Origin of the sequence: Kitasatospora sp. NPDC057198 (assembly GCF_042670125.1) — a bacterium.
Lineage (GTDB): Bacteria > Actinomycetota > Actinomycetes > Streptomycetales > Streptomycetaceae > Kitasatospora.
The window spans coordinates 22,522-35,379 of record NZ_JBHUWH010000005.1 but is presented as its reverse complement, the minus strand read 5'-3'; the positions used below and the strand labels follow the sequence as shown (position 1 = coordinate 35,379).

At 73.2% G+C, this 12,858-nt stretch carries 9 protein-coding genes; 3 read left to right on the top strand and 6 right to left on the bottom strand.

Going from position 1 to position 12,858, the window contains the following annotated elements:
• Nucleotides 1-92: 92 nt before the first annotated feature.
• The 4 genes from ACFUEL_RS01310 to ACFUEL_RS01295 all read right to left on the bottom strand — a co-directional run bounded on the left by ACFUEL_RS01310 (nucleotide 93) and on the right by ACFUEL_RS01295 (nucleotide 4,881).
• The gene (locus ACFUEL_RS01310) at nucleotides 93-1,517 is read right to left on the bottom strand and encodes a GH1 family beta-glucosidase (protein WP_380233809.1); all 1,425 of its coding nucleotides are present in this window, start codon (nucleotides 1,515-1,517) and stop codon (nucleotides 93-95) included.
• A gap of 76 nt (nucleotides 1,518-1,593) precedes the next feature.
• Nucleotides 1,594-2,496: a carbohydrate ABC transporter permease gene (locus ACFUEL_RS01305; protein WP_380233808.1), complete on the bottom strand. Its 903-nt coding sequence runs from the start codon at nucleotides 2,494-2,496 to the stop codon at nucleotides 1,594-1,596.
• Nucleotides 2,497-2,500: 4 nt separating this feature from the next.
• Nucleotides 2,501-3,481 carry a carbohydrate ABC transporter permease gene (locus tag ACFUEL_RS01300; protein WP_380233807.1) on the bottom strand — a complete coding sequence of 327 codons (981 nt, stop codon included), beginning with the start codon at nucleotides 3,479-3,481 and terminating at the stop codon, nucleotides 2,501-2,503.
• A gap of 98 nt (nucleotides 3,482-3,579) precedes the next feature.
• Nucleotides 3,580-4,881 carry an extracellular solute-binding protein gene (locus ACFUEL_RS01295; RefSeq protein ID WP_380233805.1) on the bottom strand — a complete coding sequence of 434 codons (1,302 nt, stop codon included), beginning with the start codon at nucleotides 4,879-4,881 and terminating at the stop codon, nucleotides 3,580-3,582.
• Nucleotides 4,882-5,193: 312 nt separating this feature from the next.
• On the opposite strand from ACFUEL_RS01295, the gene ACFUEL_RS01290 reads away from it, so the two are divergent.
• Nucleotides 5,194-8,070 (top strand): glycosyl hydrolase, encoded by a 2,877-nt coding sequence (locus ACFUEL_RS01290; RefSeq protein WP_380233804.1) that lies wholly within the window; start codon nucleotides 5,194-5,196, stop codon nucleotides 8,068-8,070.
• Nucleotides 8,071-8,299: 229 nt separating this feature from the next.
• Here the strand turns inward: ACFUEL_RS01290 and ACFUEL_RS01285 are convergent, their stop codons facing one another.
• On the bottom strand, nucleotides 8,300-8,941 hold the full coding sequence (locus tag ACFUEL_RS01285) for a TetR/AcrR family transcriptional regulator (RefSeq protein ID WP_380233803.1): 642 nt from the start codon (nucleotides 8,939-8,941) through the stop codon (nucleotides 8,300-8,302).
• Nucleotides 8,942-9,023: 82 nt separating this feature from the next.
• Here ACFUEL_RS01285 and ACFUEL_RS01280 point away from each other — a divergent pair, with 82 nt between their 5' ends.
• Both ACFUEL_RS01280 and ACFUEL_RS01275 read left to right on the top strand, forming a co-directional pair.
• Complete coding sequence (locus ACFUEL_RS01280; protein WP_380233802.1) at nucleotides 9,024-9,800, top strand: MBL fold metallo-hydrolase; 777 nt, start codon at nucleotides 9,024-9,026, stop codon at nucleotides 9,798-9,800.
• A 286-nt stretch (nucleotides 9,801-10,086) separates the two neighbouring features.
• Nucleotides 10,087-12,240, top strand: coding sequence for a hypothetical protein (locus tag ACFUEL_RS01275; RefSeq protein ID WP_380233801.1), 2,154 nt, complete (start codon nucleotides 10,087-10,089; stop codon nucleotides 12,238-12,240).
• Between the two features lie 31 nt (nucleotides 12,241-12,271).
• Here ACFUEL_RS01275 and ACFUEL_RS01270 read toward each other — a convergent pair whose 3' ends face one another.
• Nucleotides 12,272-12,733 (bottom strand): hypothetical protein, encoded by a 462-nt coding sequence (locus ACFUEL_RS01270; protein WP_380233800.1) that lies wholly within the window; start codon nucleotides 12,731-12,733, stop codon nucleotides 12,272-12,274.
• Nucleotides 12,734-12,858: the final 125 nt, after the last annotated feature.

Sequence of the window (12,858 nt, the reverse complement as noted above, 5' to 3'; positions counted from 1 at the left end):
GCGCCCGGCCGACGACGCCCCACCGCCGCCACCCCCGCCGGCACCCCACCGCCGCCCCGCCGGCAGTCGGCGGCCGGGACGCCCCGCCGCCGCTACTGCGGCAGCGCCCCGTCCCGGATCACCCGGGCGTACCAGTGCGCGCTGTCCTTGGGGGTGCGGCGCTGGCTGGCGAAGTCGACGTGCACGATGCCGAAGCGCTTGCTGTAGCCGTACGCCCATTCGTAGTTGTCGAGCAGCGACCACAGGAAGTAGCCGCGGACGGGGGCGCCGTCGGCGATGGCGCGGTGCACGGCGGCGAGGTGGGTGTGCAGGTAGTCGATCCGCTCCGGGTCGTGGACGGCGCCGCTGGGGTCGGTGTAGTCCTCGTAGGCGGCGCCGTTCTCGGTGACCAGCAGCGGGACGCCGGGCAGGTCGTCGCGCAGCCGGGTGAGGAGTTCGTACAGGCCGTCGGCGTCGACCGGCCAGCCCATGGCGGTGCGGGTGCCGGGGGCGGGCAGGAAGCGGATGCCCTGGTCGGCGGGCCAGGGGCTGCCGCCCTGGTGGCCGTCGCCGCGCGGGGCGTCCGCGTCGGCCTCCGGCTCCTGCTCGGCCGCGACGACGGTGGGCGTGTAGTAGTTGATGCCCAGCGAGTCGATGGGGCGGGAGATCTCGGCGAGGTCGCCGTCCCGGACGAAGGACCAGTCGGTGACGTGCGCGGTGTCGGCGAGGACGTCCTCGGGGTAGCTGCCGCGGAACACCGGGTCGAGGAAGATCCGGTTGGCGAGGCCGTCGATCCGGCGGGCGGCGTCGAGGTCGGCGGGGTCGGTGGAGAGCGGGCGGACGGCGGCCAGGTTGAGGGTGAGCGAGACCTGGGCGGTGTCGGGGAGTTCGGCGCGCAGCGCGGCGGTGCCGAGGCCGTGGGCGAGCAGCAGGTGGTGGTGGGCGGTGAGGGCGGCGGCGTGGTCGGTGCGGCCGGGGGCGTGCACGCCGTTGCCGTAGCCGAGGAAGGCGGCGCACCAGGGCTCGTTGAGGGTGGTCCAGGTGGGGATGCGGTCGCCGAGGCGGCGGGCGGCGATGCCCGCATACTCGGCGAAGCGGTACGCGGTGTCGCGGTCGGTCCAGCCGCCCGCGTCCTCCAGTTCCTGGGGCAGGTCCCAGTGGTAGAGGGTGGCGACGGGGGTGATGCCGGCGCCGAGGAGTTCGTCGACCAGGCGGTCGTAGAAGTCGAGTCCGGCCTCGTTGGCGGGGCCGCGGCCGCCGGGCCGGACGCGCGGCCAGGCGAGCGAGAACCGGTAGGCGCGCAGGCCGAGTTCGGACATCAGGGCGACGTCCTCGCGGTACCGGTGGTAGTGGTCGGCGGCGATGTCGCCGGTGTCGCCGTTGCGGACGGCGCCGGGGCGGCGGGCGAAGGTGTCCCAGATGGACGGGGTGCGGCCGTCCTGGTCGGCGGCGCCCTCGATCTGGTACGCGGCGGTGGCGGCGCCCCAGACGAATCCGGCCGGGAAGCGGGCGGGGGCGGCGGCAGAGGCAGTGGTCATGGGGAGAGTGTCGACGGTCATGTCGCGATCCATCCAATGGAGTTGAGGGTGTGTCATCCCAACGGGGCAGCGGGCGTCAGCCCTTGACCGCGCCCTGCATGATGCCGCCGACGATCTGCCGGCCGAGCAGGCCGAACACCACCAGCACGGGCAGGGTGCCGATCAGGGTGCCGGCCATCACCACGGACTGGTCGGGGACGTAGCCCTGGCCGAGCGACTTCAACGCGACCTGGACGGTGGGGTTCTGGGAGCTGAGCGCGACGATCGGCCAGAAGAAGTCGTTCCAGGTGGCCATGAAGGTCAGCATGCCGAGCACGGCCATGCCGGGGCGGGCGACGGGCAGCACGATCGAGCGGAAGATCCGCAGCAGCGAGGCGCCGTCCATCCGGCCGGCCTCGACGAGTTCGTCCGGCAGGGCCTGCACCAGGTACTGGCGCATGAAGAAGACGCCGAACGCGGAGACCAGCGAGGGCAGGATCACCGAGGGCAGCTTGTTCTGCAGGTCGAGCTTGACGATCACCATGAACAGCGGGATGACGCCGAGCTGCGGCGGGATCATCATGGTGCCGACGGTGAGCGCGAGCAGCGCGCCGCGGCCGCGGAAGCGCAGTTTGGCGAAGGCGAACCCGGCGAGCGTGGAGGAGAGCACCACGCCGGCGGTGACCACGCTCGCCACGATCAGCGAGTTGAGCAGCGCCTTGCCGATCTCGGCCTGCTGGAGCGCCTCGCCGATGTTGTGGAACAGGTTCGGACCGGGGGTCAACGCGGGTGTGGCGGCGCTGAGTTCGGAGTTGGAGCGGCTGGCGGCGACCAGCGTCCAGTAGAACGGGAAGACGGCGAGCAGGGTGGCGCCGATCAGCACCGCGTAGGCGAGCGGCCCGCCGTGCAGCGGCGAGCGCGCCCTGCGGCCGCCCGTTCGGACGGAACCGCCTTTCGCTGCAACGGACTTGTCGAGTACCTGGGTGGTCGCGTGGGTCATCGGGTCACCGGTCCGTACGGTTGCGGCGGGCGGCGATCGCCGCGTTGAGCAGGGCGAGCAGCACGATCAGCAGGAACATCACCCAGGCCACGGCGGCGGCCCGGCCGAGGTGGAAGAACGTCCAGCCCTGCTCGTACAGGTAGAGGCCGAGGGTCTGGTACTGGTGCGAGATGCCGCCGCCGGAGTTGCCCTCGTACAGCAGCGGTTCGCCGAACAGCTGGGTGGCGCCGATGGTGGAGACGACCACGGTGAAGACGATGGTGGGGCGCAGTCCGGGGACGGTGACGTGCCGGAACTGCTGCCAGCGCGAGGCGCCGTCGACGGCCGCGGACTCGTACAGTTCGCCGGGGATGGACTGCATGCCGGCCAGGTAGATCAGCGCGTTGTAGCCGGTCCAGCGCCAGGTGACGATGGCGGAGACGCCGATCTGGGAAGCCCAGGTGTTGGCCTGCCAGTCGACCGGGTTCAGTCCGACGCTGTCCAGCACCCAGTTGATCAACCCGTAGTCGCGGCCGAAGAGTTGGGCGAAGACCAGGGTCGCGGCGGCCACCGAGGTCGCGTACGGCATCAGCATCGCGACCCGGAAGAAGGTGCGGCCGCGGAGCTTGTAGTTGAGCAGGTGGGCCAGGCCCAGGGCCATCAGCAGCTGCGGGACGGTGGAGAGCACGCCGATGGTGAAGGTGTTGCGCAGCGCGTTCCAGAAGAACGGGTCGGACAGCAGCCGGGTGTAGTTCTGGAAGCCGAGCCAGTCCATCCGGTCCGAGGTCTGGAGCTCGACCCGGTGCAGCGACACCCAGGCGGTGTACAGCAGCGGGAAGAGCCCGAAGGCGGCGAACAGTCCGAAGAACGGGGCAAGGAAGCCGTAGGGGGCGAGTCGGCGGCGCAGGCCGCCGGGCCGCTTCGCGGACTTGCCGGGCTTGGCGGGCTTGCCGGGCTCGGCGGCGGGTCGGCCGCCGGGCAGCCGGGCGGTGGAGCTGAGGGCCATGGGCGGGGTCCTTCGACGGGGGCCGCCCGGCCCCGCCGTTGCGGTGTGGGCAACGGCGGGGCGGGCCGCCCGAGTTGACTACCGGAGTTGACGGTCCGTCAGTTGCCGTTGGCCTTCTTGACGTTGTCCAGGGCGTGCTTCCAGGCGGTGTCCGGCGCGGTGCCGGTGCGCTCGACCTCGCCGAGGGCGTCGGTGAACGCCTTGCCGATCACGCCGTCGTCGGTGCCGAGCACCTGGGCGGGCATCGCCTTGGCCGACTCGCTGAAGATCTGGCCGATCGGGGCGTTGTTGAAGTACGGGTCGGTGACGTCCTTGATGGCGGCCTGGGCGCCGGCGGAGGACGGGAAGGAGCCCTGCTTGGTGAACAGGGTGGCCTGCTGCTCCTTGGCGTTGAGCCACTTGATCAGCTCGGCGGCCTCCTTGGGGTGCTTGGCGGTGCGCGGGATCGTCAGGTAGGAGCCGCCCCAGTTGCCGGTCTTGCCGGGCCCGGCGGCGATGTCCCACTTGCCGGAGCCCGCGTCGCCGGCCTGGCCCTTGATGTAGCCGATCATCCAGGCGGGGCAGGAGAGAGTGGCGAACTTGCCGGTGGAGAACGCCTTGTTCCACTCGGGCGTCCACTGGGCGAGCTTGGCGGACAGGCCGTCGGCGACCAGCGCGGTGGCGTCGTTCCAGGCGGTCTTCACGGCCGGGCTGCTGTCGTAGACGGGCTTGCCGGCCTCGTCGGAGTAGCGGACCTTCTGCTGGCCGACCTCGGCGGCGAACATGCCCGCGGCGCTGTCGGTCCAGGCGTTGCCCGCCTCGGCCTTGGCGGCGTACTGCTTGCCGAGGTCGAGGTAGCCCTGCCAGGTGGACCACTTCTCGGCCAGTTCGGCGCGGTCGGTGGGCAGCCCGGCGGCCTTGAACAGGTCGGTGCGGTAGCAGATCGCCTCGGGGCCGATGTCGGTGCCCGCGCCGAGGACCTTGCCGTCCGCGGTCTTGATCGCGGCGCCCTTCCACTCGACCAGGTCGTCGTTGACGTCGCCGATGCCGAGCGTCTTGAGGTCGGTGAACTTGTCGGCCTGCTTCTGCACCACGCTGGCCACCCGGCCGACCTCCAGGCCCTGGATGTCGGCGAGGCCGCCGCCGCCCGCGAGCTTGGTCTGCAGCGCCTGCCAGTACTGGCCCTCGTCCTGGGTGTCGGTCTGCTTGATGGTGATGTTCGGGTGGAGCTTCATGTACTCGTCGTAGAGCCCGGCCTCCTTGAACCCGAAGGTGCCGAACAGGTCCACCGTGATGGTCACCTTGCCGTCGGCGGAGTCCTTGGACCCGCTGCCGGAGCTGCAGGCGGTGAGCAGGAGTGCGGTGGCGAGGACGGTGCTGCCCAGGGCAGCGGTGGTGCGGCGGACTCTCGGGGTAGCCATGCGAGGGCCTCCAGGGCGGGGCGGGAGCGTGGGTGGAGTGCGAAGAGGGAAGCTGGTGCCGTTCGGTCGGCGCCCAATTTTCTGAGAGCGCTCTCAATCGATGCCGAGAGACTGCCGGGGCAGAAGTTCCCTCGTCAAGACCTCGAAACCTGAACGTAATCTCCGGGCTGTCGCGACCTGGGCTTTCGAATTCTGAACGCATCAGTGTGCGTCGGGGCGGTTGACACCCCTTCGGGCCCACCCGTACGGTCCGCTGGCTGAGAGCGCTCTCATACTTGCACCGCCCGCCCCCACTCAAGGTGGACACCAATCATGAAGCTCCGCTCCCTGCGCGGCCCCACGGCCGCCCTCACCACCCTGGCGCTGGCCGCCGCGGCCACCCTGACGGCGGCCCTCGGCGCCGGCAGCGCCGCCGCCGCAACCACCGTCCGGGTCGGCCTCGGCGGCTACAGCGACGCCCGCCCGGCCGGCACCGTCGGCCCGAGCAACTCCGACGGCGCGCCCGTCACCCCCAAGGTCACCCCGCGGACGGCCGGACAGGCCGCCCCCACCAACGACTGGTGGTCCTCGCTGATCTACCAGCGCTACGCGGGCAACCCGTACTCGGAGAACCTCTACGCCCACCCGATGACCTTCAAGGCGCAGGCCGCGGGCCTCGAGGTCGGCTACCCCACCACGCCGACCGTCACCTCCGACGGCCGCCAGTACGACTACACCCACACCCGGGACCTCACCCTGGGCGTGGCCGGCCTGAACTCCCCCGACACCAAGGTCGACGGCTGGTCCGACTGGACGGTCACCCCGTACTGGGCGGACGGCGCGCACACCTTCAGCGCGACGATCGGCCACGGCCTGCCGTACGTGTTCGCGCACGCCACCGGCGGCGCCGCGCAGGTCACCACCGCCTCGGCGCCCACCGTCTTCAGCAACCAGGGCAGCGTGCTCGGCATCACCGTCGGCGGCCACAGCTACGGCCTGTTCGCGCCCACCGGCAGCAGCTGGAACGTCAACGGCACCGCCCTGACCGCGAACCTCGGCGGCAAGGACTACTACTCGGTCGCCCTGCTGCCCTCCCCCGCCGACCTGGCGCAGTTCCGCACCTACGCCTACGACTTCGTCACCGACACCAGGGTCGGCTGGAACTACGACCAGGCCGCGGGCAAGCTCACCACCACCTTCACCGCCACCACCACCGCCCAGGAGGGCACCGCCACCGGCACCCTGCTCGCGCTCTACCCGCAGCAGTGGCAGGCCACCCCGGACGCCCTCACCGCGCTGACGTACACCTCCCCGCGCGGCACCATGAAGGTCCGCCAGGGCTCGTCCTTCTCCACCGTGCAGAGCGTCACCGGCGTGCTGCCCTCGCTGCCCGACGCCGGCTCCTACGACCGCGCCGCGCTGGACGGCTACCTGCACCAGGTCTCCGACGCGAGCGACCCGTTCCACGGCGCCACCGACACCTACTGGGTCGGCAAGGCCCTTGGCCAGCTGTCCCAACTGGTGCCGATCGCCGACCAGTTGGGCGACACCGCGGCCCGCGACAAGCTGCTCGGACTGATCAAGGGCAAGCTGCAGACCTGGTTCGCGGGCACCGGCTCGCCCGGCTTCGCCTACGACCCCACCTGGAAGACCCTGATCGGCTACCCGGCCTCCTACGGCACCGACGCCGAACTCAACGACCACCACTTCCACTACGGCTACTTCGTGCAGGCCGCCGCCACCGTCGCCCGCTACGACACCGCCTGGGCCGCGGACTCCCAGTGGGGCGGCATGGTCAAGCTGCTGGCCAAGGACGCCGCCAACACCGACCGCGCCGACACCCGCTTCCCCTGGCTGCGCAACTTCGACCCGTACGAGGGCCACGGCTGGGCCTCCGGCCACGCCGGGTTCGCCGCCGGCAACAACGAGGAGTCCTCCTCCGAGTCGCTGAACTTCAGCGCCGGACTGCTGCTGTTCGGCGCCGCCACCGGCGACACCTCGCTGCGCGACCTCGGCGTCTACCTGTACACCACCGAGGCCAACGCCGTGCAGCAGTACTGGTTCGACGCCGACCACCAGGTCTTCCCGGCCGGCTTCCAGCACTCCACCGTCGGCATGGTCTGGGGCTCCGGCGCCGCCTACTCCACCTGGTGGACGGCCGCCCCCGGCATGATCCACGGCATCAACTTCCTCCCCGTCACCTCGGGTTCGCTCTACCTGGCCCGCCGCAAGGACGACCTGGCCGCCAACCTGGCCGAGCTGAAGGCCGGCAACGGCGGCGCGTTCACCGACTGGCGCGACCTGCTCTGGGAGGCCGAGGCGCTCACCGACCCGGCCGCCGCCAAGACCGACTGGGACGCCGGGAACGCCGGCTACACCCCGGAGGAGGGCGAGTCCAGGGCCCACACCTACCACTGGATCTACGACCTGGCCGCCCTCGGCACCCTCGACCCGGCGACCACCGCCGACACCCCCACCGCCGCGGTCTTCACCAACGGCAGCACCCGCACCCACGTGGCGCACAACTACACCACCACCGCCCGCACCGTCCGCTTCTCCGACGGCTACACCCTGACCGTCCCGGCCCGCTCCACCGCCTCCGAACGCGGCACCGAGCCCGACGGCGGCACCGGCGGCGCCACCGGCTCCCCCTCGCCGTCCGCTTCGGCGAGCCCGTCCCCGAGCGCCTCCCCCACCACCCCGCAGACCCGCGCCGGCACCCTCTACCCGCAGCCCGGCGGCACCCTCACCGCCGCCTACGGCACCGGCGCGACCGGCAGCACCATCGCCTCCGGCGGCGGCGCCAACCACGACGGCACGCCCTACCAGCCGCTGACGTACACCCTCGGCCACCTCGCCGGCACCCTCCGCCCCGGCGCCGGCACCGACTTCGACCTGTACGTGGACGCCGGATCCAGCGTCGCCCTCGCCCAACAGGCCCGCGTCTCCTACGACTTCGACGGCAACGGCACCGTCGACCGGACGGAGACCTACCGCTACTTCGCCACCGACCCCGTCCCCGGCTGGGAGCGCTACAACGCCACCGCCGCCGGCCTGCGGTCCACCACCGGCGCCCCGCTCACCGACCTGAGCAACGGCACCGTCACGCTCGAGGTCTGGCCCGCCCTCGGCAACGCCCCCGCCCAACTCCGCACCGGCGCCACCCAGTCCCAGGGCAACGCCTCCGTCCTGCGCCTCCCCTTCGACTGACCGGCCCACCGCCCCGCCCCTCCCGGGCGCGCCGCCGAACCCCCCGGGGTCCGGCGGCGCTTCCGCGCCGTGGCCTTGTCCACGAGGACCGGCGGTACCTGTCCATGGGGTTGAGCAGCAGTCGACTGCGCGGGAGGGTCGAACCCGCCCTCGGGGGAGGCCCACGGGGCGGGCGGGGTGGGCCCGGATGCCCTGGTCGGGGTCGGCAGGGGCGGTGGTGGAACGGCGCTCAGGTCGGACTCGGGAGGGCTGCGACGAGCAGGCCGGTCAGCCAGTCCTCGTAGGTGCCGGCGTCCCAGCCGCGGCCGGTGGTGAGCTGGGTGTACAGGTGGGGGCCGGTCAGGGCCCACCAGGACTCCGCCAGGCGGACCGTGTCGGCGCCGGGGGGCAGGACGCCGGTGTCGGCGAGGTGGGCGACGAAGGCGCTCACGCCGGTCATCCGCTCCTCCTCGCTGAGGGCGAGGACCTGGCCGACCTCCGGGCCGGCCTCGGCGAGGAGGGCGGACAGGGCGGCGAGGCGTTCGTGGACGCCGCGGACGAACGCGGCGTACCGGCGGAGCTTGGCGCGGGCGTCGCGGGTGGCCAGGACGGCCTGGAGCTGGGGCCGCTCGGCCATGGCCAGGGGCTCGTCGTCCCCGGCCAGGGTGACGTCCCACAGCGCCTTGACCAGGCCCGGCTTGCCGCCGAACGCCTTGTAGAGGGTCTCGGGGGAGACGCCGGCGCGCTCGGCCACCGCGCGGACGGTGGTGGCCCGGTAGCCGTCGCGGAACAGCAGCTCCCGGCCGGCCGCCAGGATCGCGGCCCGGTTGCGGCGCGCGGCCTGCTGCCGGCGCGCCGAGTCGTACGGTCGGCGCGGAGTCCCGCCGGGCATCCCGTCTCCCCTCTCATCCGTTACAGTCAACTGTATCCGAATTCGGCCGCCCCCGCCCCCGCCCCCGCCCCCGGAGGAACGCATGGCCCGCCCCACCCCCTCGGACCGGCGCATCGCCCCCGGCGTGGACCGCCTCGGCGACGACGTCGTCAACTTCTACCTGGTGCAGGAGCCCGACGGCCTGGTCCTCGTCGACGCCGGACTGCCCGCCCACCTGAAGCAGCTGCGCGAGCACCTGGCCGGCGCCGGCCGCTCCCTGAGCGACATCCGCGCCGTGCTCCTGACCCACGGACACCCCGACCACACCGGACTGGCCCACACCCTCCAGCAGGCCGGCGCCGACGTCTGGATCCACGAGGGCGACGCCGCGATCCTGCGCGACGGCCCGCGCAGCGCCCTGCGCCACGCCAAGCCGGAACGCTCCGCACTGCCCTACCTCCTGCGCCGACCCGCCGCCCTCGCCACCCCGCTCCACCTCGCCCGCACCGGAGCCTTCACCGCACCCGTCACCCCCGGCGTGCGCGCCTTCGACACCGGCCGGCAGCTGGACGAAGTCCCCGGCGCGCCGCGGGCCGTCCCGCTGCCCGGCCACACCCCGGGCAGCACCGGCTACCTCTTCCCCCACCGCGGACTGCTCTTCACCGGCGACGCCCTGGTCACCCACGACGGCCTGACCGGGCACACCGGCCCCACCCTGGTCTGCCGCGGCTTCACCCACGACAGCCGCACCGCCCTGACCTCCCTCGACCGCATCGACGAACTCACCGGAGCCGCCCTGCTCCTGCCCGGCCACGGCCACCCCCTCACCGGCGACCCCCGCACCGCCACCCGCCGGGCCCGGCAGACCGGCCCGCGCTGAACAACGGCACGGCCGACCCGGGCACCGCAGGTGGCCCCCGGACTCGTGGACATCTGCTGTCGGGTCCTCGGGACCTCCTCGGGACCTCCTCGGGACCAGAGCCACGCACCGGAACGGTCGGCGCCGCGCCGCCCTCCCGTCCGACCGCCGTGGCCGAACCCCCGTGGAACCCCGGGCGGCTGGTGGTGCCCCGGTCCAGCTGCACGGTTCGCCCCCGCTCACCCGGCTGTCCCAGAATGCCGGTACCCGGCGGAGAGCACCCGGCGGAGCCGAGAGGAGAACGGGCGTGGCGGTGGAGGAACCGGCGGAGTACACCCGGGCCTACCGGTCCGAGACGGAGCGCCTGCTGCGAATCCTCCGCGCCACCGGGCTGTGGCACTCCGAACCGGACAACGAAACCCGCAGCGCCTGGCGCGGCCTGCTGGAGGACCCGGACCTCACCGGGGAGCAGTTCGACGCCGCGTTCCTCGTGATCTACGAGGAGCGCCACTCCGCCGCCGAGTGCTGGGACCGGTTCCTGGAGCTGCACCGGCGGTTCGGCGAGCCTCTGGGCATCCCCACCCAGGGGGTGTCGGAGCTGCCCCGAGAAGAACCGGCCGCGGACGAGGACTTCGACGAAGCCGCCGACGAGGACTTCGGCGAGGACTTCGACGAAGCCGCCGGCCGGGGCGCCGAGGCGCGCTTCCTCCACCTCGCGGTGGTCTGGCCGCACTCCCGCCGCAGCGTGCCCGCCGACCTCTTCCTCGCCTCCGGACGCACCTACCAACTCCGCCTGGGCATCGGGGAACCGGCCGCCGACAACCTCCTCCCGCCCTCCTCCCCGGCGCTCCCCGAAGGGCCCCTCGACCACGCGGACGACGACGGCCGGGGCGACTGGCTCCAGGTGACCGCCGTCAGCGCGGAGCTCCACCTCCCCGCCGAGCGGTACTGGATCTTCCTGCCGCTGCACGGCGACGCCTGGGTCTGCCACTGCCCGCCCGGCGGACGGCACGGCTGCGCACCGGACCACCGGGGGCGGCACCTGCACATCCCCTTCGTCACGCCGGAGGAGCCCGGCCCGGCCCGGCTGCTGCTGATCGTCTCCCACCGGGGCAACCAGCTGCAGTCGGCGACCGCGACCTTCTCCGTCGCCGCCGCCGAGCGCCCCGGCGGCGCCACCGGGGCCGTCGTCGACCACACCCTGACCCCGGGCTTCACCGGCCTGGACGCGCTGCCCCGCCGCGCCGCCGCGGTACGGGTGGGCCGCCGCGACGGCGCGATGACCGTCGACGTCACCGCCGAGGACGGCCCCGCCGCCGCCTTCTGGCTCAGCGAGCACCAGGTGGTGGCGGTGCTGGAGCAGGTCCGGGCCGACCTCCTCGCCTGCCACAGCGAACTGCGGGTGCAGGAGGGGAGGGAAGTGCGGGTGAACCTGCTGGACCGGGCCAACCGCAAGGACCCCGACGCGCTGCGCCGGGACATGACCCGGCTGGCCCGGCGCGGCTGGTCGCTCTACCAGATGGTCGCCCGCACCCGGCCGGAGCGGGAGGCCCTGAGGCGGGTGCTCGACCGGCCCTCGACGATCCAGATCTGCCGGACCGAGCTGAACGACCTCGCCTTCCCCTGGGCCCTCCTGTACGACATCCCGGTGGAGGCCGACGCGCCCCTGGGGCAGTGCGGGCCCGGCTGGGAGCAACTGCGCCGGGACCCGACCGCCCGCGCCTGCCCGGACCGGACCCGGCACCCGCTCAACACGCTCTGCCCGTACGGCTTCTGGGGGTTCAAGCACATCATCGAACAGCCCGCGTCCGTCCCGGGCGGCGGCCGCGTCCACCTGGAGGCGGGCCCGGCCGGAGCCGCGCCCTCCCTGACCGTGGCGCGCAGCACCAGGTTCGACCCCACCGGGGTGGAGCGCCACCTGGCGGCCCTCCGCGCCTTCTTCCCCGACCTGCGGGTCTGCGACCGCAAGGACGCCTTCCGCCTGGCGCTGACCGGCGCCCCTTCCACCGGCGTCTACTTCTTCGGCCACGGGCTCCCCGCCCGGGTAGGGGAGGACACCACCCCCACCGTCCTGGAGATCGGCCACGACGACCGCATCCTGCCCGAGGACCTGGCCGCCTGGGGCGAGGCCCCGGAGTGGGAGCAGTGGGCACGGAGCGGCGGGCCCCTGGTCTTCCTGAACGGCTGCCACACCGTCGACCACGACGCCCGGACCTGGCTGCCCTTCGTCGACGTCCTGGCCGGCCTGCACGCCGCCGGCGTCATCGGCACGGAGATCACCGTGGTCCGGGGCCTGGCCGAGGAGTTCGCCGAGCGGTTCTGGGAGCTCATGCTCTCCGGGCAGGACGTCGGCTCCGCCCTGCACCGCACCCGGATGGAACTCCTGGGCAGGGGCAACGTCCTGGGGCTGGCCTACACCGCCTACTGCTCCGCCGCCCTGCGCCTGCGCACCGCCGGGTGACCGTCCCGCCCGGGGCGGCTTCCCGGGCCCCTCACCCCTCGCCCATCCAGTCGTCGGGCGTCTCCCGCGGCGCACCGACGGGCTCCGGGGCCGGCGCCGGAACCCCGGCACCGACCGGCACGACCGACACGACCGGCTCCGACGCAACCGACTCCGACGCAACCGACTCCGGCGCGACCGGCTCCGGCGCGACCGACGCGACTGGCTCCGGCGGGGCCGCCTTCCGCCGCCGCCCCTCCGCACGGTCCACCAGCAGGGCGACGAGGAAGTAGCCGAAGAACCCGGCGAACAGCCCGATGCCGTAGGAGGCGAAGAGGTCCGGGTCCGCGAACTTCGTGTTGACCACCACCCCGCCGCCCAGGGCCATGATCACCGTCACCAGGTCGGTGAGCGTCGTCGCCTTCGTGTTCCGCCGCAGTGTCCGGTAGGCGATCCAGCCGATGACCGCGCCGAACGCCCCGGCCCCCCAGAGACTGAGCGTGGAAACCTGCACAGCTGCTCCTCCCCACCGCCCGGTCACCCTCCGTGGCAGGGCTGGAGCTACAAGGTACTGCCTCGGCCGACCTCGCCGAGCCGCCCCGCGACCACGCCCGCGGACGAGCCCCCTCCCCGCCCCGC

Coding starts and splice junctions, on each gene's coding strand:
- ACFUEL_RS01305 (WP_380233808.1), bottom strand. CDS start 2,496: ATGACCCACGCGACCACCCAGGTACTCGACAAGTCCGTTGCAGCGAAA.
- ACFUEL_RS01310 (WP_380233809.1), bottom strand. CDS start 1,517: ATGACCACTGCCTCTGCCGCCGCCCCCGCCCGCTTCCCGGCCGGATTC.
- ACFUEL_RS01300 (WP_380233807.1), bottom strand. CDS start 3,481: ATGGCCCTCAGCTCCACCGCCCGGCTGCCCGGCGGCCGACCCGCCGCC.
- ACFUEL_RS01295 (WP_380233805.1), bottom strand. CDS start 4,881: ATGGCTACCCCGAGAGTCCGCCGCACCACCGCTGCCCTGGGCAGCACC.
- ACFUEL_RS01290 (WP_380233804.1), top strand. CDS start 5,194: ATGAAGCTCCGCTCCCTGCGCGGCCCCACGGCCGCCCTCACCACCCTG.
- ACFUEL_RS01280 (WP_380233802.1), top strand. CDS start 9,024: ATGGCCCGCCCCACCCCCTCGGACCGGCGCATCGCCCCCGGCGTGGAC.
- ACFUEL_RS01285 (WP_380233803.1), bottom strand. CDS start 8,941: ATGCCCGGCGGGACTCCGCGCCGACCGTACGACTCGGCGCGCCGGCAG.